The sequence below is a fragment of the Halomonas sp. GT genome, assembly GCF_002082565.1.
Taxonomy (GTDB): Bacteria; Pseudomonadota; Gammaproteobacteria; order Pseudomonadales; family Halomonadaceae; genus Vreelandella.
In genome coordinates, this window is sequence record NZ_CP020562.1 from 4059868 (window position 1) to 4086797 (window position 26930).

The window sequence follows — 26930 nt, forward strand, 5'->3', positions numbered from 1 at the left end:
ACCTGCCTATTAGCGGCGATGGTGAATAGCGTGTTCCATCATTCTATATTCTGAATCTTAAAATAGAATAAAAGTAAAAAACCATTTAAAATCAATATATTAAAACAAAATAAACACAAAAAATATGCAATTACTACCCAATACACTACCCAACTAGCGTTAGGGAAGACCCAAAACGAAGACCATACTGAAAGTATCGATTGCAGCCTCCGCTCTTTTGTTCTGCATCACTGACTATGGCCACTTCTATTCCCCAAACCGTCCCCCCCATGAAACAGAATAAATTTGTGCATCCGTTCATTTAGCGAAGGTCCTACCCTCATACGCATTAATTGCAATTTACCAAGCTCCAGCTCTACTTCCGCAACGCGCTTTGTTACTGAATCGCAGTATGCCTTTATCGCTTCGCTATCAATCACTGCGTTGTCCAATTTACCTACTAGCGCTTCATATCTGCAGCGGTGATCTATTTCTTCAGACAGGGCTTTTTGCAAGTCCTCAACAGCTTTACTTAAAACACTCTTGATCTGATTAGCCTCCTTCTTTTGCTTTTCCAGCTTCAACAAAAATGATTCTTTTTCTTTTTTATATTTTTCCGTGTCTTGCTTTTGCTCATGTACTGCATTGCTGATGACTTGGCCAAGCGTCTCCACCTGAGATTGACCGCTTTTTTTAGCCAAGGCTTTCAATTGCCTTTGAGCCTCTTTGGACATTTGGATTGATACGGGATTGCCATGCTTTTTGCGATGCTTGCGCACATTCCAATTAGCTTGCATACGGCGACTTAGCTCCCGAAAAACGGCAGTGTCTAGAACGTCCCCTAACATGTAAACCGTTTGTTGCACGCCGTATTGGTTGAGAGTTGTTGTCAACGCGCTAGGTAGTAATCCCGCCGTTGATTTGCGCACTAAGTAATTTGCAATCCAATTAAATTGCTCAAGATCCCCCACATCAACCCATTCAAACGGTCGTGTCATCAGCAGAACCTATAAAGAAAAGTGGAAGCAAAAATTCGTAAAAAACCATGCTTCATCGCTAAAGCAAAAGCATATTACAGTGTAAAGTTACAACGTAGTATAACAATGTAATAAATAATTGTTTATATAGTCCGCAATACCGGATTTTTATTTTCTATAAACTGCCGTATATTGCTTGCTATGAATGCAACAATACTGACCTACAGAGATGCTCGATTAACGCCTGAAGCGCGTTGGCTACTGATGCAGTGGGCATCAGTTATTGGTCTTGAAAAGAGTATCGACTGCCCTTTGCAAACCCTCTTTACTCGCCTAGGCCTAACGTATGCGCAAGGTCGCCGAGCTTGGGAGGTACTCATTGATAAGTACGGTGACAGGCAAGAACAGTTCATTGAAATTGAGCGCCTACCTATCAAAGGGCCAGGGAGGCCAGCTTCGCGTTATCGTTTGTCAGCAAAGCTTGTGAAGGCACTACAGAAGAGCCCATCGTCTTCTACGCACCATGCAGAAGAAATAGCCACACTCACAAAAACGACCCTACTGTCTGCTGAAAATAGAACGAAGGATTTGGTAAGAGATGGGCGTCGACGCCGCTCAAGGTTGACCTTACCTAACCGATGGCTACTCATGGTATTGCTAGCTCATGCTGATACGCCAGGTGTCATAACCAGCCTTGGAATATCAAAAATGCGCGTTCTTACGGGGATGTCACGCTCTCGCATAGATAGGCAACTGAAGAAGCTGGTCGATGTAGGGGTCATTGCGCACCATGAGCCGGGGCGATACTCACACCAAGCTAAAAAACGCAAAACCTCTATTTATTTTCTTGATTTAGCGCACCATTCATTTGGAAAACACACAAGAACGCCCAACACAATTGTGTCTCCACCCTCAAGCACCAAACCCGAGGTAACGGAATCAAGAAAAGGTGAAATAAAAAGAACAGAGTTGTTAGGTGGGATAGTGGATGCGGTGATGACTGCAGGGGTATGTACCTTGCAAATCGAAGCATTGTTGAAGGAGTACGATGCCATCAAGGATTCTGAGAGCATCGTGTCAGACGATACTAAGGAGGAATCAAAACAAGACAATGACCCCTATCGCGAAGCCAAAAACTACCAAAAAAAATATTACAAACTAAAAAGGGTTCTTGAACAAGCGCTATCACTGCTGCCAAACACGCGTTATCTAGAGGGCGGTATTGAAGAGCTTCTTAAACACTACGATGAGGAGGATGCAAACTGGTTACTTACCAGCGTTCATATCGACACTTGTCGTCTGCTAACTTACTCCTGGAATAAATTAAAAAAAGGTTTTCTCGGGCCTGAACAGCCATGCCATGACGTCATAGTGGCGACTGCTCGCCGTCTAGGCATAACCCCTAAGTATGTGATCGAAGCTGAACCTGAGCAGGAATCAGAACCCGATTCTGAAAAAACAGAAGACTATACAAAGGCGTTGGACGATGCAAAGCATCATAGGCCTTCCGAAGACGATCCAGTCACAGAGCAAATCTCTTATCACCCCTTGACGCTACTGTTTTATGCACTGTCACACCACCTAGCCAAACAGCTTCAAAGTGCCTTCAACCCTAATGAACAAGTAGATTTTGAAACAATGACCTACATGCTCGTTCCTGTTTTCCCCAGTTCACCTAACGGCACGACGTTACCCGCATTTCAGCTACGTAGCTATGGCCTGCGCTCCGAAGATGCTGATAAAGAGCCAACAACGACTATATTCCGAAGCTATGTCAGCGAGGATCTAAAAACTTATTGGCAAACGCATCATCAGGATTGCCTTTCAGCCATCAATGATGAGCCAGATGATGCAATAGCGTCAGGCACTCAAGAGCCTACCGACTCATAACCAACAGGCGCCAAAGCCACTCTCCAATTACAAAATACTCAGCTTCCTCATGTCATGAACGAATAACAGGAGTTCGTCATGAGCATGAAACTGATCCGCATCAAAGACGTCATGGAACGCACGGGACTGGCCAGATCGACGATCTATAAGTACATCAGCCTTGGGAAGTTCCCGAAACCCGTCAAGCAGACCAGTCGGGCTGTTGCCTGGGTTGAAAGTGAGATTGCTGAGTGGATTAATGACTGCATCAAGCGCAGAGATAATGAAGAAGTTTAACCCCCAGCTACATAAACTTTTTCTAATTTAATTGAAGAGCTGTTTGTCTACACTCTATCCCCTGCTGACCCCAGCGCCCACCCGCATCCGTCGATCTATCATCAACCTTTCTGACCCTTGTTTAATTATTATTAATATAAATTAACATAATCAAAGGGTAAGGGGAGGGGCCTCAAGCCCCGTACCTAAGTAGCCGCCGAAAGGCTAATAACCGATATACCACCACTGTATTGAATCCAGCAACCACTGGAGGATTAGTCGTGCCTGTCATAACCGCTCATGTCACAGCAGCCATGGGCCATCATTCTTATCAAGGAGCCTAAAATGCTACCAGTACACTCATCAAACGCTAACCTGCACTTACTCTATAACCCCATATTCAACGGGCTAAGAATTCAAAAAAAATATCTTCCTATGGCCAGTGAATACCTTCAGGCCCTTTACGATACGATGCACAAAGCACTGAATGACTACCCACGAGTTATGGCCTTTCGAATTGAACCGAGCATCCCTACGGAAATAAGCGACAGAATGACGCTAGAAGACCACAAGCGATTGATTAAACGGTTTATTGCTTCCTTTAAAGCCATCATCAAACACGACCGACAACAAAAGCGTATGAGTGGCTGGGTGCCTGCTACCAAGGTGCGCTATGTTTGGTGCCGAGAGATAGGCTGCAACGGCAAGCCGCACTACCACTTCTTTTTCCTACTCAACCGAGATGTTTATCACTTGCTAGGTAAGGCATGCTCTCCCAATGAGAATCTAGTCAACCGGGTGTCGCGTGCTTGGTACAGCGCGCTAGGGGCTGTTTGGAACCCTCAGGAACCGTGGGTTCATGTGCCTAAGAAACCGCACTATTGGATTGATCGAAATGATGCGGACAGTTTTGAGAAAGCGTTCTACCGTGCCTCTTATTTTTGTAAAGCAGAAACGAAACAGTATGGGTTAGGAGTACGAATGTTTGGAACTAGCCGAAACTGAAGACCTCATCATGATCATTGAGCAAGGTTGCTAAGCATCGCTTTGCCCACATGCCTCCACACCGCTAAACTCGACTCACTATTTTGTGGGGGCTATGTATCAGCCATGCCCAAGGTTATCGCCATACATGGAACCAACAATTAGCCACACCGTTACGCTGCAACAGCTGGAATCCTGCTTATGGGAAGCCGCCGATATTCTGCGCGGCAATATGGATGCGTCAAAGTACAAGGATTACATCTTCGGCATGATGTTCTTGAAGCGACTTTCTGATGCTTTCGAAGAAGCTCAGGAGTCGGTGGTTGAATATTACCTCAGCAGGGGCAAAAGCGAAGCCCAGGCGCGTGAGCTGGCTGATGATGAAGACGAGTACGACAAAACCTTCTATATTCCGCCGGTTGCTCGCTGGGGGGCTATCAAAAACCTTAAGCACAATATTGGCGCGGAGTTGAACAAGGCCACCGAAGCGAGTGAAAAGCACAACGCCACGCCGGAAGGCGTGCTGGTGTCTATCGACTTAAATATCAAGAACAAGCTCTCTTCTTTGGAACGCTGAAGTTTGAATATTTCTATTTGAACCGCTTCGACAACATTGAGCTGTTACAGGCGGGTATCTGCCACCATATCCATTACTACAACCACGAGCGAATCAAGACCAAACTAAAAGGCCTGAGTCCGGTACATTACCGACATCAGGCCTTGGCCGCTTAGTTTTTTACTGTCCAACTTTTTGGGGTCAGTTCACTTCACTGGATTTTTAGCTATAGCGTGATGGTTCATTTCTTTCTCACACCAATACACCAGTCCATCGAAAGGCTAGCCCTATTTCACGTTTGATTAATATCGACTTTATTCGGGTATCTGGGTAGCTTGGCTGGATTTTCTCAGCGTACCCTCCGTATGAGCGCGTCAAAGCCCCACCTCATGAAGCAGTCTCAAGGGTTGTTTTTCTAAAGTCTCATCCTGAGTTGGCGGTTCGATGGGCACTACTTGTCCGTCGGCGCTCTCCAGCAGTTCTTGGAGTTGTGAATAACTTACCGATTGATCCACGACGTACTGATTGAGCATCGGCTGCGTCTCAAGCAGTGATTGAATTCCGTGATTCTGATCTTCAAGAAACTGATATACCTGCACAAACGCAGTGCCATCGTCCCAGCCGACCTTGATGGGCTGATCGACGATATTAACCTGAGTGCCTAAAGGCACAGCACCGAATATTGCTTTAATATCTTCCGGAAACATGCGTATGCAGCCACGGCTAGCGCGCATGCCAATGCCGTCTGGATCATTGGTACCGTGAATTAGATAACCAGGTATATCGAGTAGGATGGCATGCTTGCCGAGTGGGTTATCGGGACCTGGCGGCACCACGGCGGGTGCTGATTCGCCACGCGCCGCCGCTTCTTCACGCATGGAACGTGGCGGATACCAGGCAGGATCCTCAAGCCGCATGGTAGTGGTGGTAATTCCCAGTGGGGTGTCATAGCCGTCTCGACCAATGCCGATCGGATAAGTCTCGACTCGGGGCACCTCACCTTCGCCTACCTCCGGATAATAATAGAGACGCAACTCGGCGATGTTAATGACAATACCAGTCCTATCAGCATCGGGCAGGATGTGCTGGGCTGGCACGAGCACTTCTGTTCCTACGCCCGGCACCCAAATGCTGACATCCGGATTAGCTCGACGGATTTCCTCGTAGCCCAGGTTATGGGTGCGGGCGATATCGAGGAGTGTATCCGCCTCGTTGCCTACCACTACCGTATAGGCCTCACCAATCAGGTCACCGTGTTCAGGCAACCTGTAGTGGCCCAGCGGCCACTCCCCCGTTTCTTCAGCAAGCACAGGTAAAGTGCTCAGCTGCGTAGCAATAAGCAACGCCCCTAGCCCCGTTTTAATAGTCATGGCAGTGATGGTGTTGGAGTACCTAAGCGTTAGTATCATTGTGTCTTCTTCTCTCGGCGGCACAGGTATGAACCGGGTTGGCTATGATTATCCACCGGCTGTTGGCGCGACCAGGTGATCAGCGCCATGCCAACCAGTATCATCGGGGCAGTCAGCAGCATGCCCATGGTGACCCAGCCAAACGCGAGGAAGCCGATGTGTTCATCCGGCAACCTCACGAATTCAACCGTGAAGCGAAACACGCCGTACAGCAGCAAAAAAAGACCAGAGATTAGCCCTCGCCGCCGCGGCTCAGCGGAAAACCACCACAGCAGCACGAACAGCACCACCCCTTCCAGGGCGAATTCATAAAGCGCAGAGGGGTGGCGTGGCTCTGGGCCCATGTGGGGAAACGGCATCGCCCAGGGCAGGTTGCTGACGCGCCCCGGCAGCTCGTGATTGATGAAATTCCCGATTCGCCCTGCACCAAGCCCGATCGGCACCAGTGGTGCGATGAAGTCGGTTAGGGCAAAGAAGCCGAGCCGATGCTTTCGCGCAAACCATAGCGTCGCCGCCAGCACCCCGAGCAGCCCACCATGAAAGCTCATACCGCCTTCCCAAACTTTGAACAGCCATAAGGGGTTGGCCAGGAACTGCTCTATTCCATAGAACAGGACATAGCCCAACCGGCCACCAACCACTACGCCTACAGCGGAGTAAAAGATCAGGTCGCTAATGTCATCGTGGGTTAGCTTGAGTCGATTAGCTCTAAGGCGCCCAAGCCACCAGGCGGCGACGAAGCCCACCACATACATCAGGCCATACCAGTGAATCGCGAACGGGCCGAGGCTGATGGCCACTGGATCAATCTGGGGATATTGCAACATGGGGTACCTCCCGATTTATTTGAGGTGCGACCAGTCGCGTCCACCGTTAGTACTGATCAGCAGTTGGTTGAGGTCATCGACCGCCGCCAAACGCTGTGGGTCGTGCGGATCCAGCGCCAGGTGCATCAGATAGCGCTCTTCCCAGCCGCGCTTGACTACCTCCCAATCCCGGCTGCCCTCCTCAACTCTCAGCAAGCCTACACCTATCATGAAGGCGTAAAGCTCTCCTTGGCTGGCCACCACCAGGCTCGTAGGGCGGCGCTCAGGGTATACTTGTCGCCATCGTTCGCCTCCGTCAGGACTCATCAATAGCCCGGTCTGGGTGGCGGCATAGAGTTGCTCTGGATCACGGCTCGAGGCGGCCAGGGCAATCAGCCCGGCCGGCGCCTTGGCGCGAATCTGCCAATTGGCACCACCATCCTGGCTGATTTGAAGCTGGCCAGCATTAGCTCCATAGAGTACGTTGGGAGTAGCCTCACTGATTGTCATCTGATGAAAATCTACCGGGCCGTCAACGCCGGTGGCTAATGGCGACCAGTTGCGGCCTGAATCCCTTGACTTAACCACGCCGAGGTCCCCCCCCCTGGCCGGGTGGCCGCTGGCAAAAAAGGTCTCGCCTTCTTCTGGGTGAGGAGCAAAACCCATGAAGTCATGGGTTTCCTCAGAGATCCGGCGGGCCATTCCATCACTTCCAACGGCATAAAAGCCATGGTGGGTGGCCAACCACAGTCGTTCGCTATCCGCTCGATCGACGGCCAGGCCGTGAATATGGGTCTGCTCTCGTAGTTGCTCAAGACTGATACTACTCGGTTCTCGGGAGCAACCTGAAAGCAAGGTAAGCAGGAAGGCCACGGCGAGTGGCCAGCGATAATAGGTCATGACATCACGTCCTTATCAGTCGTCAGGTGGACAAGCACCACGCAAAGCCAACGCGCAACGCCAAAGCAAAACAAGGCAAGGCAAGGCAAGGCAAGGCAAGGCAAGGCAAGCTCAACTCACACGGATCGTTGCCATCATGCCTAGCTCTTCGTGTTCGATGATGTGGCAGTGGAACAGCCAATCGCCGGGCTTGAGGAACACCATGCGCAGCCTGAGACGCTGATAAGGAGCCAGGTTGACGGTGTCCTTCCAGGCCAGCCAGGGCGCGTCTCGCCATTCCCTGTCAGCATCGCGGGTAGCGATCACCTGAAAGTGGGTGCCATGCACATGGAAGGGGTGATCCATATGGGAGTTATTGAAGACTTCCCACTCCTCTACCTCGCCAACCTGCCCCTCAAACAGGACGTCGTTCATGGCAAAGGCACGGCCGTTGATCAGAAAATCCACCTTGGGTCGAACCGCTCTATCATCGTCGCTAGCGTGACTCGCCCCATGCCCCGGCCCATGGGTTCCGTGATGGCTGTCACTGCCGCCGTGGCCGGCATGCGGATCGCCATTCACCGCACCGTGATTGTCATGGTCTGGCATCACCTCGGTCAGTTCCACTTGACGTCTCACCACTGGTTCGCCCAGGGGTTCGATATGGGACAAGGGGTCAGGTAACGCGACGGCGGGGTATACGCCAGTATTTAGGGTATGAATCGATAATAGCGGAGCAATCTCGTCCAGATGTGTGGGCTTAGCTCCCATCCAACCACGTGTATAGGGATGACTCGCCAGTTCAAAACTCTTTTCTGCTTTCTCGCTGATGCGTACTAGCAGATCGGCCCGCTCACCTGGAGTGAGCAGCAGTTCGCTGAGCGGCTGTGGCCGCTCAAGCAAACCACCATCGGTGCCAATCAGGGAAAGCTCATGTTCGTCCAGGCGTAAACGCAAGTACCGGCCAGCACAGGCATTGACCAGTCGCAGCCGTAAGGTGCTGCCGGGTGCAACATCGAGGCGTGGCTCGCGTTGGCCGTTGACCAACAGAAGCTCCCCCTCGCGTCCATTCATCCAATCTTCGCTGGTATGGGGTGCCACTTCGCCATCCAAATTCAGGCGCAGGTCGCTGACCACTAGCAGGTGTTCCTTCACCTCCATGGGTAAGTCGTCAAGCCGAGGTCTGACCAATAATGCACCTGCTAAACCATGAGCTACCTGTCGCGCAGTACCCTCATGTGGGTGGGGATGGAACCAGTGTAATCCTGCACTCCCCTTATGAAGAACATAACGATAATGTCTTGGCTTGCCTGGCAATACGGCTTCCCAGGGAGCCCCATCTTCCGTCTGTGGCACGGGCACCCCATGCCAGTGCAGCGTAGTTTCGTGCTCAAGCTCGTTTATCAGCGTAATGTCTAACTCATCCCCCTCGCGCACCTCAATCAATGGCAACACTTTGCCGTTGTAGAGCCACAACTTTGCCTCAAGCCCATCGCTCACTGGCACCGCATGGGCAGCTGGGGTTAACACACTTTGAAAGCGTCCAACCTGATCACTCAAGTTTGCAATCCGGGGCAGTGGTTGAAGGGGTCGTCCTGCAGGGATGCTAGTGTTATCTAACAGAGCTGTTGGTAACGTCTCGGTATGTCGTCCGGCCAAAGCGTGGACCAATAGGCCAGACCCAGAGAGGGCTATACCACCCAGAGTGGTATAGCGAAGAAATTCGCGACGTTTCATGGATATTCCTCGAAATTAAAAAAATCATCTTGGTCCGCCACAAACGAGCGGAATGTTCATCGATGAATTTTTAAACGCGAGGAGGCCGGTCAAAAGGCACGCGTGGAGCTGGTAACCAGTTGACTAGGTAACGAGGCAAGGTCGAAGCGGGGAAGGCTACGTCTTCGATAAGTAGCGCTAGATTCGCCGTACACTGGCCACAAGGCATACAGCACTCGGACGTATGAGAGTCATCGTGATGGTGGCTGCTATCCGATCCAGTATTCTCGATCGCTTCACTAATTGGAACAGTTTCAGTGAACAAACAGTGCTCATTTTCATGATGATCAATAGCCACTACCGTCATTGGCTGCGCCAAGGCAAGGCCCAGCAGCAAACAAAGCAACCATTTAAATGAGTGGCGAGTCATGAGAAAGAAATAATCACTGTCGAGTGGAGAATAATAAGAGTATTTCATGGCTCCATAGATACACGCAACCCAAGTGCAGCTGGCAAGTTGCCGAATCTCCAAAATTGATACAGGTCAATAAATTGCCTTATTTAACGTTCAGATATGCCTTAGGCATGCCTGAATGCCATATTGAGAATTGACCTAGGTGCTACACATATCCTCAATACTTCAGGCATCGGCCTTTGATATAGGCCTTCGACATCTGGGCCTAATATGGGCCTGTCGCTAAGGAGAACGACCATGGATATTCGCAAACTCACTCTCGCCTTCGGACTCACCCTGGCCCTCTCAGCCAGTGGTACAGGCGTTGCTTTCGCCCAGGGGATGATGGGTGACCAAGCGGGCCAAGGACGCTCCATGATGGGAGGAACGATAGGTGACGGCCAAGGCGGTATGGGGCCTGGCATGATGGGGGAAATGATGGGTGGCGGCATGATGCCCTGCCCGATGATGGCCGAGGGTATGGGCATGATGTCAATGCTCGACGATGAGCAACGCAGCGAGATGCGTGAGCTGATGCAGGAGCACCGCCCCGCCCAGTTCGAGCGCATGGGTCGGATGATGAACCTGCGCGATGACCTGATGGCCGAGATGCAACAGGATCGCCCCGACCCAGCCGCCGTGCAGGAACGCCATGCGAGCATGGCCGAATTGCACGGCGAAATGATGGCCGAGATGGTGCGCATGCGAAATGCCATGCATGACCTGATGAGCGACGAGCAGCGCCAGCAACTTGAGCAGACACCATCTGATAATGATGTCGATCCCGAGGATCATGACGCCCATCACTGAAACGCCTGACAAAATGCCCACCTGACGACTAACTTTTGCTTTCTGGAGGCGCTTAATAATGATGTCAGAGCACATGAACTTCATGATGAGTCATATGGGAGCTGTCGGCTGGCTCATGCACATCGCCATCCTGGTGCTGGTAATACTCGCCATCGCTGCACTGATCAAATACCTATTCACTTCGGGCAAGTAACGTGGGACATGCGACTTCCGGCAGTTAATAAGCGTGTGGGTGGGACTGCGCATGAAGGAGAAAGTCTATGGCAGATGCTCAAGAAAGAGACGACAAGAGAGAGAAAAACCCAACAACCACGGTCACTCTGACGGTCCCTGGCATGGGCAGCGACCACTGTGCAGGGATCGTACGCAAGACGCTTGAGCGCCTTGATGGCGTAGACGAGATCCAGACCAATATCGCCAACCATCATGTCAGCGTGACTCTCGATGAGGGTGGGCCCGATGGCACCTCCCTAAAGAAAGCCGTCGAGGGAGCTGGCTACGATGTGGCTGCCGTCAGCGGCGGTACCGGCAAGCAGCAGATCCGCCTGACCGTACCGGGCATGGGCTCGGATCACTGCGCCGGTATTGTCCGTAAGACGCTCGAGCGCCTGGAAGGCATCGAGTCGATTGACACCAATATTGCAAACCATCGAGTGTCAGTGAGCGTCACCGCCGACGGCCCTGATGGCGATGCTCTCAAAAGTGCCGTGGAAGGCGCCGGATACGACGTGGCGGCCGTCCAGACCGACCAGGCGGAGGATACCAACGGAGATGCTGAAATTGAAGAAGCCTATCTCTCTCAGGCCCGCAAGCGCCTGATCATCGCTGCTGTTCCCACCACCCTGATCATGCTGCTGATGATGCCGCACATGTTCTGGCAACCGATCCCAGGCTATCTGGCCATTGTCGCTCTACTCGCGTTTCCGGTGGTGTTCCTTTTTGGCGGTATTGCCACCCATAAGTCGACCTGGCGGTCGTTAAAGAATGGCACTTTCAACATGGACGTGCTGATCTCAATGGGTAGCCTGCCCCCCTACCTGATCGGTCTAGTCGGCTTCATTACTCCAATGACATCGTTCATCGAAATGGCCGCCACCATCATGACGTTCCATCTGTTGGGCCGCTACTTGGAGGCACTGGCCAAGGGGCGTGCATCCCAGGCCATCCGCCGCCTGATGACCCTGGGCGCCAAGACGGCACGGGTAGAGCGCGACGGTGAGGAGGTCGAGGTAACGGTGAAGGAGTTGGCTCTCGGCGACATCATGATTGTGCGTCCCGGCGACAAGATACCCACCGACGGCGAAATCGTCGAGGGCGAGAGCCACCTCGACGAGTCCATCGCTACCGGCGAGTCTATACCCGTCTACAAGAGTTCCGGCGACAGCGTGATCGGCGCGACTATCAACAAGGAGGGGAGGCTGCGGGTCAAGGCGACTCGCGTCGGCGGTGACACCTTCCTCGCCCAGGTGGTACGTCTGATCGACCAGGCCCAGGGCTCACGGGTACCCATACAGGAGTTCGCCGACCGCATGACCGGCCGCTTCGTACCGGCAGTGCTGTTCATCGCCCTCGCCAGCCTGGTTGTGTGGCTGCTGGTTCCAGACGTCATGCGCCCGATCCTCGACTGGGGCGCGAACTTCCTACCCTGGGTGAACCCCGAGGCCGCAACCCCTGTGCTGGCCATACTCGCCGCTGTGGCTGTGCTGGTCATCGCCTGCCCCTGCGCCTTGGGCCTGGCCACCCCTACGGCGCTGATGGTGGGTTCAGGGATCGGCGCCGAGCGCGGCATCCTGATCCGCTCCGGGGAGGCAATACAGACTTTCAAAGACGTCAAAGTCATCGTGCTCGACAAGACCGGAACCATTACCCGCGGCGAGCCGAAGCTGACCGAAGTGGTTACCGCCGAAGGTGTCGATGAAACCAAGCTGTTGACGCTTGCAGCCAGTGTCGAAAACGCCTCGGAACATCCCATAGCTCGCGCCATCGTGGAGGGTGCCGGCGAGCGCGGCGTCAAGCCCAGTGATGTCAGCGAGTTTCGTTCCACCGGTGCCCGTGGCGTCTCCGGCAAGGTCGATGAGACGCACGTACTGATCGGTAATCGCCTACTCCTGGAGGAAGAGGGCATACTAGGTCTGGAAGCGCTTGATGAGGCCATGCAGGGACTCGAAGGTAAAGGACGTACCGCTGTCATCGTTGCCGCCGACGGCCAAGCCATAGGCATCGTGGCGGTCGCCGATACCCTCAAAAAGGAGTCGATCGAAGCTATTCGCGGCATGCACCAGCTCGGCATACACGTGGTAATGATCACTGGTGACAACGAGCGGGCCGCCCGCGCCGTAGCCGACGAGGTTGGCATCGATGAGGTTCAGGCTGGCGTACTGCCAGAGGGCAAGGTCGAGGCCATCCGCGCGCTACAGGAGAAGCACGGTAACCACGTGGCCATGGTCGGTGACGGTATTAACGACGCCCCTGCTCTTACTCAAGCCAACGTGGGCATCGCCATCGGGGCCGGGGCAGACGTTGCCATTGAGGCAGCGGACGTGACCCTGGTGCGCGGCGAGCTGACCGCCGTGGTCGATGCCATGCTCCTATCCCGCGCCACCTACGGCAAGATCGTACAGAACCTTATCTGGGCCAGCGCCTACAACATCGCAGCCATTCCCATCGCCGCTATTGGCCTGCTGCACCCCATGATCGGTGTCATCGCTATGACGGCAAGCTCTCTCTCCGTCATTGGCAACTCGCTGCTACTCAAGCGACGCTTCGCCACAAACAACCCTCAAGGAGGCTCAAAATGAACCGCATTCACCACTGGATGATGACTGCTTGCTTAGTAATGATGGGAGTGGCCATGATCTTTCTGATGTGGCGCGGTCAGTCACTAAGCACTGGAGCCTGGCTGATGCTTCCCCTGGCACTCTGTCTTGGAATGCATTTCCTGATGCATCGCCATTCCGGTTGTCATCAAGGGGATAAGGATGAGAAGTGAACCAGCGTCATTGCATTCATGAAATCGATGACTTTGACATCGAGCATGGTGCGAGACCCAACACTTAGAAAGGGAAGCTTACTTGCATAATGCTATTTCTGAAACGGAAGAACATCTGCTCGTGTGGCTCGACCAGACCTTATGGCACTGTGCTTGAGCTTGAGAGGCACCACGTTTTCGCCAGCATTTGGCTGAACACTCAGGTAGCCAGGGCGTAAGCTACAAAGCATCTCAATGGTTTCTGGCGGCAACCCAATCTGATACGCCAACTCAGTGCGTTCGAAGATGCCGTTATCTACCAACAAATGAGCGCCGCGCATCATGAGCTTGGGCTGCTCGAAAGCGAAGGTATCATCGCCCGGCTCACCCTTCGTCCATTTACGTGCAGAGCGTCCTTTCCAAAGTCTTAATTCAAGCTGGTCCGTCAGCAGTAATAGATCGCGACAGCGTACGATCATTGAGGCCACAGAAACTTTCCAGCGAGATTTAAGCGAGAGCAAGTTATCAAGCGTTGGCCATACAACCTCCTGCGCAAAGCTCTCGGGAGGCATCAGGAAGGCGCTGGCAAAACGGTGTGCCTGCCCTTCTAAAAGGTTATAGAGCTCATTTTTCGCATATTGCGAAGCCGGAATTTTCGAGTGTAGTACTAGGTGCCCAAGTTCATGCGCTGCGTCGAAGCGGTTGCGAATCGCATTCGCTTTGTCTTCAGCGATCAGCACATAGGGTCGACCATCCAAAATGGAGACATGGGAAACGCCATCCATTTTGACATGCCCCAGGGTCGCACGAGTACAAATGATCCCAGCATTTTCCATTACTTGGATAACATTCGGAATAGGGGCAGTGCCGAGATTCCAAACCTCGCGGCATTCGCGCGCGATATCTTCTATTTCTTCATCACTGATCAGGCGGCAGTCATCGGCATCAAGCATAGGCACATTGATCTCAGGCCACTCCATTGCATCCTGAAAGAAGTCTGAAATCTCTTGAAGCCATGCTAAATACAACTGCGACCGCTCACGGGCCTGTTTATGAGCAGATGCTTGAGAGCGGAAAAAATGAGGGCGCTGTTCCCCCTGGAAAGCTAGCGGTATTGGCTTGAGAAACCACATTCGTGAAACATTGAACACGTGGCAAAGGCGATCAAAGGACTCAGCCTCAGGTAGCTGGGCACCTTTTTCCCATGCCGAAATCGTGCTGGAAGAGCGTTCAATTTGCTCTCCCAGCTCCGCGAGGGTCAAATTTTGGGCCATACGCAACTGGCTCAGCCGCTGGCCTTGAAATCCATCAACCCCTGTTCTCATGTCACTCGCTTCCGCCTTCGTTTTGGTCTCGACCTTCATCGCGACGCATGCTAGCACGCAGCTTCGGATAAGCAACATCGCCGATACCATCTATTTCGTCGTAATACTGTAAAAGCTCATCAGTGCTAATTCGCAAATGGAACCCTGCGCTTGGATCACTAAATGGAACGGCCAACACTACACCCAAAGTGGAGCTGTGATCGCTTTCTGTCCATTTAGCTGTATAGGGCAGCAATAAAGCATGCAACGAGTCGTCATTCGGACCAAGGGGCGGGGTCAACGACTGAAATAGGTCAGGATGCTGATTTTCCAGCCTTTCGTTAATAGCGCTGAACTCGCGCCGGTATTTAGCCGAAGTGGGCTGTGCCTTGTCTTGCGTCATGACACTCGTAGTAATTTGTAACGAACCAGCACGAATTAGCGCAAAGTGACCGCCTGCTGGTTGAGTAGGATAGTTGCTCACCTCAAAGCTTTCGCCAGCCTGCAAACCTAGAAGCGCCTCTTGCACCGTGTAATGATGTAACTGCGGCCCAGGGCCAGGCAGTGGTACATGCTTGAAGGTCTCTTTGAGAAAGGTATCGCTCTTCTTAAAAGCTGCTTCGATGCTTTCAAGCAACTGATTTAAATCAGGACGAGATAGCTGCTGGCAGATAAAGCGGCATAGTTCTTCTCTGTTCGTTTCTTTTTGGCTCACGATTGCCTCCAAGGCGCCGATTCGGTAAAGCAGATTATAGACCCATTTTTTCCTGTTATCCACGCAGCCATTTATTCTTGCTTGCTAACCAGGGCAAACCGACCGCTTTAGAAGTTGCCCTCTACAAAGGGTATTATGTGGCCAAAAGCCCAGCCCAAGTCACACGCTGCTAAGGAACACACGAGTACATGCCCATACTGCGATGGTTGACCCGAGACGAAGACGTGCGCGCCGCTGAAAAGGTGCCCTATCGCTTGATGGAGGAAGCGCCCGAGCTTGGCTATGGTGACCAGAATTCAGGAAACATGCTCATCCAGGGCGATAACCTCGACGCCCTCAAGGCACTACTGCCCTATTACGCCGGGCAGGTTAAGTGCATCTATATCGACCCACCCTACAATACTGGCTCCGCTTTCGAGCACTACGACGACAACCTGGAGCATTCCAAATGGCTAGCGATGATGTGGCCTCGCTTGGAGCTATTGCGTGAGCTGCTAGCTGAGGATGGGTCGATTTGGGTTAGCATTGATGATGATGAAGCTCACTACATGAAAGTGATGCTAGACGAGGTTTTTGGCAGAAAAAACTTTATTGTGAATGCACTGTGGCAGAAGAGAACGTCGCCTGACAGCCGTATCCACATGGGAGATGCGCATGACCATATTTTAGTCTATGGCTCCCAGCGCGCCCGCAATAATTTTAATGAAATCAAACTCACAGACGAACAAGCCAAAGCATATAAAAACCCAGACAATGACCCCCATGGGCCATGGGTATCAACTGATTTTACGGCGCAAGGGTATCGACCGAACCAAATGTACGAAATCACTACCCCAGCAGGAGAGAAATACACTCCTCCGCAAGGCAGATGCTGGGGAAATATCGAAGAAAATTTTAAACGCTTCCTTGCTGAAGGCCGTATGTGGTTTGGAAAAAATGGCAAGGCTAGGCCACGAATAAAAAACTACCTTTCAGAAGCCAAAGGAGTTAAATCCTGGAGTTGGTGGACCAATAAAGAGGTCGGCAACAACCAAGAAGCCAAAAAAGAAATTAATGTGCTTTTCGGACATACAAATGCTTTCGATACACCAAAGCCTGAGCGACTAATTCAGCGCGTTTTACAGATCGCCACCAATCCTGGGGATCTAGTGCTTGACAGTTTTCTGGGATCAGCCACAACAGCTGCCGTGGCGCACAAAATGGGCCGTGGATATATCGGCATCGAAATGGGCGAGCACGCCGTCACACACTGTGTTCCCAGGCTCAAACAAGTCATTGATGGTGAGCAAGGCGGCATTTCTGAAGCGCAGAATTGGCAAGGCGGCGGTGGCTTCCGTTTTTATAAGCTTGGCCCACCCGTTTTTACGGAAGGTGGCCAAATTCAGCCCGACATCAAATTCCCAGTCTTGGCAGCCCATATCTGGTTTACAGAGACGAGTACCTCGTGGTCGAAGCAGAATGATCAAACGCCGTTTCTTGGCAGCCATAATGGCCATGGTTATGCCCTCCTATACAACGGCATTCTTGGAGACAAAGCTGCTGCCAATGGAAACGTACTAACTCGGAAGACGTTAGCCGTGATTCGCGCTGCGCAGGGGGATTTTGAAGGCCCCATGACCATTTATGGCGAGCGCACCATGCTGTCAGAAGCAACGCTTGACGCCGAGCAGATCGAGTTCAAGCAAACCCCTTACGATGTTAAGGCGCGCACATGAAGTTAAAGGATTACCAACACGCCTCGCTTGATACGCTGAAAACCTACCTGGAAGAGGCGCGGGTGATTGGCCCGCAAGAGGCGTACAAAAAAATTACCGAAAAGCCTGAAATAGCGGCACGGCTTCGGGGTTATCCTGCGAAATACACGCCGATAAAAACGCTACCTGATACGCCCTATTTATGCCTACGCTTACCCACCGGAGGCGGTAAGACGATTCTCGCCGCTCACTCAATTGGCATAGCCAAAGATGCTTGGGTAGAGAAGGACTTCCCCTTGGTGCTGTGGCTTGTGCCCACAAACACCATTCGTACGCAAACGGCTGAGGCTCTTAAGAACCCCCGCCACCCCTACCGAAAAGCGCTGGACGAGGCGTTTGGTGGGCGCGTGCGAATCTTTGATATTGGCGATTTTACTCAAATCAAACCGCATGACCTACGCTCCAATCTCTGTGTGGTCGTCGGCACGGTACAAACGCTGCGCGTAAGCAATACCGATGGGCGCAAAGTCTATGCGCATAACGAGGAGATGGAGCCACACTTCTCAGCGGTTCCGCCTCAAACGCCAGAGCTAGAGCGCACTGAGAAGGGCAATATCAAATTCAGCTTCGCTAACCTGATGCATCTTCACCAGCCGCTGGTCATTATGGATGAAGCTCATAAGGCCGGCTCCAAGCTCAGCCAAGAAGTTTATGAGCGTATCAACCCGACCGCGCTCATCGAATTCACCGCCACGCCCAAGGGGTTTAATAATCTACTTCACTCCGTGACTGCCCAGGAGCTGAAAGATGAAGAGATGATCAAAATGCCCGTGGTGCTGGATGAAGCTGAGACCTGGCAAGGGGCGGTTAACTCGGCCATTTTGAAGCGCGCCGAGCTACAAGAGCATGCTGAACGCGACCGAGAAGCTTATATTCGCCCTATCGTGCTCTTTCAGGCACAAAAAAAAGGCGAAGAAGTCACCGTGGAGGTGCTGAAGCAGCACCTGATCGACAATGAGAATATTGATCCAAGTAAAATCGCCGTGGCTACTGGCGCGCAACGCGAATTAGACGGCATCAACCTATTCAAGCCTGATTGCCCTATCGAGTACGTCATCACAATCGAAGCACTCAAGGAAGGCTGGGACTGCTCTTTCGCGTATGTTTTCTGCTCGGTGGCTAATATTCGCAGCTCCACCGACGCCGAACAGCTCCTGGGCCGTGTGCTTCGCATGCCTTACGCTCAGAAACGTAAAGAGAAAGCGCTTAATAAATCCTACGCTAAGCTGGTCTCTAAGCATTTTTCTGAGGCGGCCCACAGCCTTCGCGATAAGCTCATTGATATGGGCTTTGAGGAGAGCGAGGCAGAGGACAATATCGAAGCCGAACAGCTCGGCCTTAATGATGGGTTGTTTGGACGACAGCCTCGGCCCATTCCGACGATGAAAGTCGCCATTCAGGCCAGCCAGGAAGAAGCCAGCAAGATGAACACGGCGGTGCCGTCGAAAGTACAAGTGACTTTTGATGAGAGCGGCAAGAGCCACGTGGAAGTAAAGGGCTTTCTCAAGCCCGAAGAAGCCGACACATTGATCAGCTATGCCCCTGAATCGTTTAAGCCTCAGCTTCAACAAAGCATCAACGAGCACCACGCTAAATACCAGCACGAGATACCGCCATCACAGAAGGGAGAAACCTTCACGCTGCCCCGCTTAATGGCCTACGTGCAGGGAGAGCTGGTATTTGGAGACCCGGACATTCTCATGGAGCAACATGAGTGGTCGCTTGCTGACCACCCTGCTCGCCTGGAAGCGTCCGAATTCAGTATCGTGGATACCACGAATACGTTTGAAATTGATTTGGACGGCAACCGCGTCACCATTGGCTCTGGCGATGCCGCTGAGCAGCTCACCATGAACGTCGAAGTTGACGACTGGACGCCAACCAGCCTCGTGCAATGGTTGGATCGCAAAATACGGACACCGTGGCTGAGCCAAGCTGAATTACTGGCCTGGCTAAGTGACGTCGTGACCTACCTAACACGTGACCGCGAGCTAAGCTTGTCGCAACTGATGCGCTGTAAATTTATTCTCGCTCGCAAGCTGTCTGAAAAAATTCATGGCTTCCGCCAGTCGGAACGCGAGAAGGTCTACCAAGCCAACCTGTTCGGGCCTGATGCCCATATTGAGGTTTCCTTTAACCAAGGCTTTACCTTCTTCGATGAGATGTATGCGGGAATTCAGAAATATCGCGGTGCTTACCGGTTCAAAAAACACTTCATGGGGCCTGACGACGTGCCCGTCTTTGATTCCAAAAAGGTCAATGGCGAGGAAGAGCAGTGTGCTTTTATGATCGATTCGCACCCGAGGGTAAAATACTGGACGCGTAACGTCAGCAAGCACCCAAATTCGTTCTCGCTGCCGACCTCCACCGATAAATTCTATCCAGACTTTGTCGCCCTGGTCGACGATGGCCGTCTGCTTGTCGTGGAATACAAGGGCAAAGATCGCACACCCGAGGAAAACCGCGATTCACGCGAGAAGAATCTTATCGGCCAACAATGGGCAAAGGCTTCCGATGGTAAGGCTGTCTTTGTGATGGCCACTATTGAGAAGGGTGATCCGAAGGAAGTGCGCGTGGCGATTGATGAAGTAGTAGGGAAATAGCCAACCCCTTAGCGCAAAACCCGCTCCAGTAAGGGGCCTCTGCGGTGCAGAAAAACCAAGAATCTTGTAAACGGAAAATGGAGGGGATTGCCCCCTCCATATCGCTTACTTCTTCTTACGAACCTTGATCGGGAACACCTTGCCGTTTTTAGGCCGAATAATCTTCCCGTTCTTACGGATGTAAGGCCGATAAATGATCTCGTAGTCGTCGTGAATAACGCCCATAGATCACCTCCATCTACCATCACGGCCTTAAAAACTTCGCGGCGTTGACCTTTAGCCAGGCAAAGATTAACCTTCGCCATGCTATCGAATATGGCAACTCGCTAAGAGAACAGGACCGCCATGCTAAGTCCTGCTCTTTTGCGTCCTCCTATCCAAGGCGGCAACCTTGGCTGGGAATCCTTCCTTCATGTCATCTTCCCTGACTCCCTTGTAGTAGTGTTCCAAGAAGAGAACCACTACATGTAGTATTCCTATGTCTAAATCTACATATCCGGTTGACAGGTGCCAACCCAGTCACCATATTGTCAACTTAACTCACCTTAAAACAAGGTAGAAAGTCATGCTGCATGATCGTATACATCGTGCGCGTGTCCTCAAGAATATGACCTTGCAGCAGGTAGCTGATCTGCTGGGGGGCATAACCAAGCAAGCTCTGTCGAAATATGAACAGGGCAAGGACGCGCCCAATTCGACTCGCTTGATCCAACTGGCGGACGCGCTTGGGGTTAACCCTGAGTATTTTTTCCGTTCCGACGCCGTGGAGCTGGGAAAAGTAGACTTCCGTAAGCACTCTGCCTTCGGAAAACGCCAGCAAGAAGCCGTCAAAGAACAAGTGCGTGAGCACCTTGAGCGCTATTTAGCGGCAGAGAGCCTGTTCCAAACCGACCAATCACCTAGTGAATTTTCCAAATGGCATCAGCGTTTTTCCGTATCCAATATCGATGGGGTTGAACAGGCAGCGAATAAACTGCGCGAAGAATGGCAGCTTGGGCTAAACCCCATTGCCAATCTGACTGAAACCCTGGAAGAAAATGGCATTAAAGTCGTCAGCCTTCAGGCCCATGAGAAATTTGATGGGCTTTGCGCCCTCGTCAACGATGGCGCGGATGCCGTTATTGTCAGTAATACTGAGCGTCCTGGTGAACGTCAGCGTTTTAATCTCGCCCATGAGCTGGGACATTTGGTTATGTCATTGCCTGAGGCGCTTCATGGCACTCGGGATGAAGAAAACTGGTGCCACCGCTTTGCTGGGGCGTTTCTCTTCCCTGCAAATCAAGTGCGCGTCACCTTTGGTGAGCACCGCAAACGGGTGCTGTTCCAAGAGTTTCTTTTGGCCAAGGAGGAGTGGGGTATTTCTATTCAAGCCACTTTGCGCCGGTTATATGACCTGGATATCGTTAGTTCGAGCTTATATCAGAACACTTTTCGCCTGTGGTCGATGAAGGGTTTTCGAAAAAGTGAACCTGGTCGACAAGAGCCTGAAAAATCCTATCGCCTGAAGCAATTGGTTTACAGGGCGCTGGCTGAAGGACTGGTTACTCCTTCAAGAGCAGCGGAGTTACTCAGTGTAAGCCTCGGCGAGATTGAGGAAATTATGGCAAACGGACAGGCAGGTGACAGTGAGCATGTCAGCGAAAATTCTTGTCTCTGATACTAATATCTGGATCGATCTACACCGCAGTGGCCTGCTTGAAACCGTGTTTGCCCTACCTCACCAGTTCGTAACCACCGACTTTGTGTGGCGGGAGCTAAAACAGCCCCCTGGTCAAGAGTTAACGGGATTAGGCCTTGTGGTGGAGACATTCAATGGTGAAGAAGTTGCAACGCTTTTTACGCTACGCCAAACATTAGGTAACTCCTCGCTCGCGGATGTGTCGTGCTACTTCCTTGCAAAAGAAAGAGGCTGGACGCTGCTGACCAATGACGGCGCGCTCAGGAAATCAGGACAACAAAGCAAACTAGAGGTTCGTGGTGTACTTTGGATATTAGATGAACTAGAAACTCATGCCCTTCTTCCGCCAAGCCAACTGGCCAACGCTTTGGAATCGATGCTAAAAGCAGGTGCCAGGCTACCGGAAAGCGAATGCCATCAACGATTAAACCAATGGCGATAAATACGGCGCTCAAGATGAGTGTCCCAAAGCAGGCAAAAGACTTCTTGTCGGCTATGAATATTAACCAAAAAAAAACAGCTCAACGGAAGGGTTCCGCTCCCTAAGAGCGGCGCTATATTTATATATTTAGAGTTAATCAGTTACAGATACCCCATCTCAGCAAATGACTGACAGCCATCGCTTCCCACCACTACGTGATCAATCACCTTGATATCCATCAGCCCCAGGACTTCCTTCAGGCGCTCAGTGATTCGCCTATCTGAGTCGCTGGGCTCAGGATCCCCGCTAGGGTGGTTGTGTACCAGTATCACCGCAGCTGCGTTGTAGACTAGCGCCGCCTTCAGCACCTCACGCGGGTAGACGCTGGCGGTGTCGATAGTACCCCGAAACATTTCCTCAAAGCGTATTACGCGGTGCTGTGTGTCGAGAAACAGGACGCTGAATACCTCGTGCTCATAGTCCTGGAGCAGTAGCCGCAGGTGCTCGAAAGCCTGTGAGGGCTGGGTGATCTTGCAGCCTCTGGCGAGCTTTCGTCTTGCAAAGCCTTTGGCCATGGTGATGATGTCGGTTTCGGTGACCGGGGAGGTGACGTGATAAGTGCCTGCCACTTCACCGGCTTTGAGTTTGCTATGGGGCATGATGACCTCCAAAAAATAAAAAACGCCGGGGTGGTGGCCCCAGCATCTACGTCATTAGATAGCGTGTTTAATATTGAGGTAAGGGTTCCGTCACGCAGCCATCACTTGGCTCATGCGTCGCTCCATCTCTTCATGGAAAGCTTCGACCCGTTCAGCAATGGTGCGGATCATGATGTTGTCGCGATACGTGCGCTTGATGAACAACGGCATACCCGGCCAATAGCTCACAAAGTCGATCCATTCCCGCTCGCTGACCCATAGCCCGCCCTGGCACTGGGGCACGTGCTCATCAGGTATTTCTCCATTCAGCAGTACCTCGATTTGGAACTTAGGTAGCTTGGTTTTGATTTCCAGCAGGCCGTTAGCGCCTACTAAGCTATCGGGGGAGTACCCCACGTTGTGGTTGAGAATAATGCCTACTTCACGTGGTTGCGGTTCGCCAGTGGCCTTGCAATAGAGCGCACGCGCAACGCCTTCCAGCGTTTGACCACGGCGGGTGTGCATATTCCCTTGGAACGGCTCGGCGAGCTCACCGGTAATGCGTTCGCCGATCAACTGGTGCATGTAGGTAATGGCTCCGGTACCCAGACCACCGGGGCCTTTGCCGTTAACCAATAAGGTCTTGAGTTCCGACATGGTGACGCGCCCTAATCGCGCCGCCAGCCATTCGGGCGTGCCTTGCTCCATGTTAAGTACTTGCATAGAAGCCTCCTGCAAGAGGGGGTAGAAAATCGGTTACTTAACCGCCCGCTTGGAGAGTGAGGCGCGTAGCTTGTCGAAGTCACCCTTGGGCACTTGCACGGCTGCCCCGTATTTGCCGCTGAACCACTCCTGCGTGGTGGCAGGGCATTGACTGATCAGCCGCTGGATCTGTCCCGCCTGAAAGGGTGTCACTAGTTTGATAGTAGCTTTGGTACTGTTCTTGCCGTTATCGTCTTGTCCCCGTGTAGTGATATTGAGTAGTGCGCAGAGTACGTAGCGCTTCCCATAGCTGGTAGATGAGCCAAACGCCTGTACGGCATTTTTGTTACCACTGATATCGGCGGGGAGCAGCATGCTGGTTTCTTCGCGGTGGCCATCCTTATGCATCAGTACACCGGTGATTTGAATACCGCGCTCCTGGGTTTGAATACGAAAGCTCACTGCAAAGCCATGTTTTTGCATGATGGGGCGCAAGGTATCGACGATATCCTCCAAGGTGGCATAGCAGCCATTGTTGGTTTGCCCACGCTCTTCAATGCTGGGAAGCTCGGTCTGCATCGCTGCCATGGCCGCGCTGTAGGCCATCATGGCCTGGCGGTCCATCACCCGCTCCTGCATCTGTAGTAAGCGCTCCATCTTATCGATATCGACGTCCGGGTTGAGCGCGGCACGCTCAATCACCTGGATGATGGCAGTGCTTTCCGTAAGGTTAGGAGGTACTGCAGGAACCGCTTGTAGTGAAGATGATGCAGACTCGTGATTTACCACATTAGTGTTGGTTGCCATGAGAAGGCTCCTTCAATAGTTATTAAAAATCGGCAGGGAGTTCACTGGGAGGGACAGGGCGTAGGTGCAGCTCGGTGCGATACAGCTGTCCTTTAGCCATCACGTAGGTTTCGGCATAGGTTTGCTCCTGGGTGAGCAGTCGTTCGGTCAGTTGGGTTAAGGCAATATCTAAATCGTGGCTAAGAGAGGCCATGGTGTGTGCTCCAGGTATAAAGCAAAAAGCCCAGCCTGTTAGGGACTGGGCTTATCGCGCTATCCAATGAGGGGTAGAACCAAAACGAAGAAAATCAGCGCTAAAATGATTAGAAGCAGCATGTCAGCTCACCAGCGCAAGAGCCGTTTGTAGCGCATCTTGCTTCAGCTGCGCCCCTTGACCAAACCACGCGGAATCCAGGCGGGTATCGTTACTACGCGCACGCTTGTCGTGATCCACGTACTCGGTCACGGCATTGAGAAGTCCCCAGGCGGTGTCTTTGGCCGTGTCGAGGTGGGAGCCGCGGCCTTCACCGTGGTAAAGCTTCTGTACCTTGTTGAGCGCCCGGTAATTAGGCAGCTTGGAAGGGTCGTCTATCGGCTTATCGATACCGCAGAGTACCGACTGAAAATACTGCTGTGCCTCGCGGTGATCAATCTTACGTTCCGCCAAGGCCTTCATGCGATACATGAAGTCGTTCCATTGGGAAACAGAAATACCCAGCTGGCTTTTTACCGCACGGGGATCGAACTCTGACCGGTGGGGAACCTTCACCGCTTGCGATGTGCCATCCACGGCAATCTGCAGCGTGTTGTTACACACCACCCGCACCGTGGTCGGCGTCGCCATGGTGGCCAAGGTGCCATCGCATGATGTAGCCAACAGCAGGTAGTCGTTAACTTCATCCTGGCCTTTCAGCGACGTGCTTAAGCCACTGCGTGCCAACGCCCAGAACTTACGCCCACCTTTCAGCACCCCAGCGGTTTCCAGCTCATAACCGGCGTACTCGGTGAGATCGCGGTAGAACTCCAGTATCTCTTCGGGCTGCACCACCTTATAACGCTGCGATACCACCGAGAGCGGTGCTTTGGTATCCGAGCGGTAGAGCACTTTCTGCTCGGGGAACGAGTGAATGCTGCCCAGGTGGCTGGCACCTTCAGCGATAAAGCGCACCGGCGCTTCTTCAATGTGCCAGTTCATACCGGCCTGTTGCTGCCAGACCTCTAACGGTTGTTGACGGGATAGCTGTTGCCCCAGGCCGTGCCAAGGGGTAGTGCCAACGTAAGCCATTTGTTCAACGAGATGAGCCATGAGTGAGTCTCCAGACATAAAAAAAGCGCTGACAAAGGCCAGCGCTATTAGGTGAGAAAAAGGAAAAACCAAACAGGCGCGACTCAGTGAGCCGCAGCCAAAGGGGGATAGGACTGTCGAAAGGTGTGCCCACAGGCAAGGCATAGCCAAGGGGTACCGGTACCGGGTGGCAGCCACTGAGCGAATAGAGACGTCGTTACCCGGATACCTGACTGGCCACCGGTAACCGCGCCGATCATGGCGGCTGGGAGTTTAGCGAGTGGAAAACGCGCCGTTGCCAGAAAAAGCGGTTGGGTCACCGCCGTCGCACGTAAGGCGCCTATCGCACCACCCACTACGCACCCGCTGACAACACCAATGCGTTGAGCGGTATCGAGATTGATCAGGCGGGTAGCGGCACAGCGCTGACAAGGTGGGGGCATTAGCAATGCTCCTATGCATCACGAAGCGATTCGTGGGGTGGATTCATAGGAGTGATATAGGTCTATAATTTTTTGGAAATTAGCCACTCAAAATTTACTTTAGTAAACGCTCCAATGCTGGCAATGGTGAAATGTCTCGGGCTTAGCGTTTACAACAAAATAAGCGCAACACATTAGAAGCAAAGAAGCACGAGTACCGCCCTTACGTCTCGTCGCTATGTATGGTGCCACTCGTTACCGCCTTACATTTAAGATATATCAACGCCTTGACGATGAACACTCAGTAACCTCTCCCCCCTTGCCATCTTTATGCCGGAAATGGGTATACAGGAACTGTTGAGGGCTGCCCGTTGGCGTCTCATGTACCTCAAGATGATCACTCAATAATTCAAACGAAGGGCCAAGTTGTTCGCTAAGCTGCGAGGCCGAGTATCTCACCACGTCCAAGCCACTACAGCGTGTTGGCCCCTCTGGCCCAAAGGTTGCCATCACCACGTGCCCACCGGGTACAAGGCTATGGCGAAGTTGCAGTAAATAAGCCGCGCGAGAGACTGGATCCACCAAAAAGTGAAAAACCGCACGGTCATGCCAGACGGCATAGTAATGCCCAGGCAACCTTGCTTGCGTAATGTCCCCAACACGCCATTTAACGCGGCTGGAAACGTCAGCTAAACGGCGCTGTGCAGCTTCAATGGCGCTTTCCGAAATATCCAAAACGGTAATATCGTCGTACCCAAGCGCTAGCAAATCATCTACTAGCGTTGCTTCACCGCAACCCACATCAATAATCGCCGTGTGTGGGTCTGGAGCCGCTGATTGGATATAATCAAGGGAGGCCTCTAAATGAGGCCGAAACCAGCTTACTTGGTCAGCAGACTTGCGTTGATACACCGACTCCCAGTGGTGTTTTGAATTCAT

28 protein-coding genes and 1 pseudogene are annotated in these 26930 nt (G+C 52.3%); 14 read left to right on the plus strand and 15 right to left on the minus strand.

Features of this window, described 5'->3' with window-relative positions; genetic code table 11:
• Positions 1–227: 227 nt before the first annotated feature.
• Positions 228–977, minus strand: coding sequence for a hypothetical protein (locus tag B6A39_RS18375; protein ID WP_083007731.1), 750 nt, complete (start codon positions 975–977; stop codon positions 228–230).
• A gap of 180 nt (positions 978–1157) precedes the next feature.
• Here B6A39_RS18375 and B6A39_RS18940 point away from each other — a divergent pair, with 180 nt between their 5' ends.
• The 5 genes and pseudogenes from B6A39_RS18940 to B6A39_RS18400 form a co-directional block, all read left to right on the plus strand.
• Positions 1158–2846 (plus strand): hypothetical protein, encoded by a 1689-nt coding sequence (locus B6A39_RS18940; RefSeq protein WP_156886240.1) that lies wholly within the window; start codon positions 1158–1160, stop codon positions 2844–2846.
• Positions 2847–2924: 78 nt separating this feature from the next.
• Positions 2925–3122, plus strand: a complete 198-nt coding sequence (locus B6A39_RS18385; protein ID WP_198036742.1) for a helix-turn-helix transcriptional regulator — start codon at positions 2925–2927, stop codon at positions 3120–3122.
• A gap of 324 nt (positions 3123–3446) precedes the next feature.
• Positions 3447–4106, plus strand: coding sequence for an inovirus Gp2 family protein (locus tag B6A39_RS18390; RefSeq protein WP_198036743.1), 660 nt, complete (start codon positions 3447–3449; stop codon positions 4104–4106).
• Positions 4107–4233: 127 nt separating this feature from the next.
• Positions 4234–4662: a type I restriction-modification system subunit M N-terminal domain-containing protein gene (locus B6A39_RS18395; RefSeq protein WP_269747966.1), complete on the plus strand. Its 429-nt coding sequence runs from the start codon at positions 4234–4236 to the stop codon at positions 4660–4662.
• Positions 4647–4817 (plus strand): annotated as a pseudogene (locus B6A39_RS18400) (IS3 family transposase); the annotation flags it as partial. The gene B6A39_RS18395 and the pseudogene B6A39_RS18400, both read left to right, overlap by 16 nt.
• 198 nt (positions 4818–5015) lie before the next feature.
• On the opposite strand, the gene B6A39_RS18405 reads toward B6A39_RS18400, so the two are convergent.
• From B6A39_RS18405 to B6A39_RS18425, 5 genes are all read right to left on the minus strand, one after another.
• Complete coding sequence (locus tag B6A39_RS18405; RefSeq protein WP_083007735.1) at positions 5016–6050, minus strand: L,D-transpeptidase family protein; 1035 nt, start codon at positions 6048–6050, stop codon at positions 5016–5018.
• The gene (gene lgt, locus B6A39_RS18410) at positions 6047–6877 is read right to left on the minus strand and encodes a prolipoprotein diacylglyceryl transferase (protein WP_083007736.1); all 831 of its coding nucleotides are present in this window, start codon (positions 6875–6877) and stop codon (positions 6047–6049) included. The genes B6A39_RS18405 and lgt overlap by 4 nt, the downstream gene beginning before the upstream one ends.
• Before the next feature lie 15 nt (positions 6878–6892).
• On the minus strand, positions 6893–7756 hold the full coding sequence (locus tag B6A39_RS18415; RefSeq protein ID WP_083007737.1) for a F510_1955 family glycosylhydrolase: 864 nt from the start codon (positions 7754–7756) through the stop codon (positions 6893–6895).
• A gap of 111 nt (positions 7757–7867) precedes the next feature.
• The gene (locus B6A39_RS18420; protein WP_083007738.1) at positions 7868–9472 is read right to left on the minus strand and encodes a multicopper oxidase family protein; all 1605 of its coding nucleotides are present in this window, start codon (positions 9470–9472) and stop codon (positions 7868–7870) included.
• A 70-nt stretch (positions 9473–9542) separates the two neighbouring features.
• The gene (locus tag B6A39_RS18425; protein WP_083007739.1) at positions 9543–9929 is read right to left on the minus strand and encodes a hypothetical protein; all 387 of its coding nucleotides are present in this window, start codon (positions 9927–9929) and stop codon (positions 9543–9545) included.
• Positions 9930–10163: 234 nt separating this feature from the next.
• On the opposite strand from B6A39_RS18425, the gene B6A39_RS18430 reads away from it, so the two are divergent.
• The 4 genes from B6A39_RS18430 to B6A39_RS18440 all read left to right on the plus strand — a co-directional run bounded on the left by B6A39_RS18430 (position 10164) and on the right by B6A39_RS18440 (position 13704).
• On the plus strand, positions 10164–10715 hold the full coding sequence (locus tag B6A39_RS18430) for a Spy/CpxP family protein refolding chaperone (protein ID WP_083007740.1): 552 nt from the start codon (positions 10164–10166) through the stop codon (positions 10713–10715).
• A 58-nt stretch (positions 10716–10773) separates the two neighbouring features.
• Positions 10774–10908, plus strand: a complete 135-nt coding sequence (locus tag B6A39_RS19165) for a hypothetical protein (protein ID WP_263066625.1) — start codon at positions 10774–10776, stop codon at positions 10906–10908.
• A gap of 67 nt (positions 10909–10975) precedes the next feature.
• Positions 10976–13513 (plus strand): heavy metal translocating P-type ATPase, encoded by a 2538-nt coding sequence (locus B6A39_RS18435; RefSeq protein ID WP_083007741.1) that lies wholly within the window; start codon positions 10976–10978, stop codon positions 13511–13513.
• On the plus strand, positions 13510–13704 hold the full coding sequence (locus tag B6A39_RS18440; protein WP_083007742.1) for a DUF2933 domain-containing protein: 195 nt from the start codon (positions 13510–13512) through the stop codon (positions 13702–13704). The genes B6A39_RS18435 and B6A39_RS18440 overlap by 4 nt, the downstream gene beginning before the upstream one ends.
• Before the next feature lie 92 nt (positions 13705–13796).
• Here the strand turns inward: B6A39_RS18440 and B6A39_RS18445 are convergent, their stop codons facing one another.
• Positions 13797–15008, minus strand: coding sequence for a helix-turn-helix domain-containing protein (locus B6A39_RS18445; RefSeq protein ID WP_198036745.1), 1212 nt, complete (start codon positions 15006–15008; stop codon positions 13797–13799).
• 1 nt (position 15009) lies between these two features.
• Positions 15010–15702 (minus strand): hypothetical protein, encoded by a 693-nt coding sequence (locus B6A39_RS18450; RefSeq protein ID WP_083007744.1) that lies wholly within the window; start codon positions 15700–15702, stop codon positions 15010–15012.
• A gap of 188 nt (positions 15703–15890) precedes the next feature.
• Here B6A39_RS18450 and B6A39_RS18455 point away from each other — a divergent pair, with 188 nt between their 5' ends.
• From B6A39_RS18455 to B6A39_RS18470, 5 genes are all read left to right on the plus strand, one after another.
• The gene (locus B6A39_RS18455; protein ID WP_083007745.1) at positions 15891–17417 is read left to right on the plus strand and encodes a site-specific DNA-methyltransferase; all 1527 of its coding nucleotides are present in this window, start codon (positions 15891–15893) and stop codon (positions 17415–17417) included.
• Positions 17414–20059 carry a DEAD/DEAH box helicase gene (locus B6A39_RS18460; RefSeq protein ID WP_083007746.1) on the plus strand — a complete coding sequence of 882 codons (2646 nt, stop codon included), beginning with the start codon at positions 17414–17416 and terminating at the stop codon, positions 20057–20059. The genes B6A39_RS18455 and B6A39_RS18460 overlap by 4 nt, the downstream gene beginning before the upstream one ends.
• Before the next feature lie 345 nt (positions 20060–20404).
• Positions 20405–20530, plus strand: a complete 126-nt coding sequence (locus B6A39_RS19170) for a hypothetical protein (RefSeq protein ID WP_263066623.1) — start codon at positions 20405–20407, stop codon at positions 20528–20530.
• Between the two features lie 94 nt (positions 20531–20624).
• The gene (locus B6A39_RS18465; protein ID WP_083007747.1) at positions 20625–21716 is read left to right on the plus strand and encodes a helix-turn-helix domain-containing protein; all 1092 of its coding nucleotides are present in this window, start codon (positions 20625–20627) and stop codon (positions 21714–21716) included.
• A complete protein-coding gene (locus tag B6A39_RS18470) occupies positions 21691–22179 on the plus strand; it encodes a hypothetical protein (RefSeq protein WP_083007748.1) in 489 nt (162 codons plus the stop codon). Before B6A39_RS18465 ends, B6A39_RS18470 begins: the two co-directional genes overlap by 26 nt.
• Before the next feature lie 140 nt (positions 22180–22319).
• Here B6A39_RS18470 and radC read toward each other — a convergent pair whose 3' ends face one another.
• The 7 genes from radC to B6A39_RS18500 form a co-directional block, all read right to left on the minus strand.
• Positions 22320–22817 carry a RadC family protein gene (gene radC / locus B6A39_RS18475; RefSeq protein ID WP_083007749.1) on the minus strand — a complete coding sequence of 166 codons (498 nt, stop codon included), beginning with the start codon at positions 22815–22817 and terminating at the stop codon, positions 22320–22322.
• Positions 22818–22907: 90 nt separating this feature from the next.
• A complete protein-coding gene (locus B6A39_RS18480; RefSeq protein ID WP_083007750.1) occupies positions 22908–23519 on the minus strand; it encodes a lambda exonuclease family protein in 612 nt (203 codons plus the stop codon).
• 33 nt (positions 23520–23552) lie between these two features.
• Positions 23553–24305, minus strand: coding sequence for an ERF family protein (locus B6A39_RS18485; protein ID WP_083007751.1), 753 nt, complete (start codon positions 24303–24305; stop codon positions 23553–23555).
• A 22-nt stretch (positions 24306–24327) separates the two neighbouring features.
• Positions 24328–24498 carry a hypothetical protein gene (locus B6A39_RS18945; RefSeq protein WP_156886241.1) on the minus strand — a complete coding sequence of 57 codons (171 nt, stop codon included), beginning with the start codon at positions 24496–24498 and terminating at the stop codon, positions 24328–24330.
• A 123-nt stretch (positions 24499–24621) separates the two neighbouring features.
• A complete protein-coding gene (locus tag B6A39_RS18490; RefSeq protein ID WP_083007752.1) occupies positions 24622–25590 on the minus strand; it encodes a DUF932 domain-containing protein in 969 nt (322 codons plus the stop codon).
• 83 nt (positions 25591–25673) lie between these two features.
• On the minus strand, positions 25674–26012 hold the full coding sequence (locus B6A39_RS18495; RefSeq protein ID WP_083007753.1) for a hypothetical protein: 339 nt from the start codon (positions 26010–26012) through the stop codon (positions 25674–25676).
• Positions 26013–26270: 258 nt separating this feature from the next.
• Complete coding sequence (locus tag B6A39_RS18500) at positions 26271–26930, minus strand: class I SAM-dependent methyltransferase (RefSeq protein WP_083007754.1); 660 nt, start codon at positions 26928–26930, stop codon at positions 26271–26273.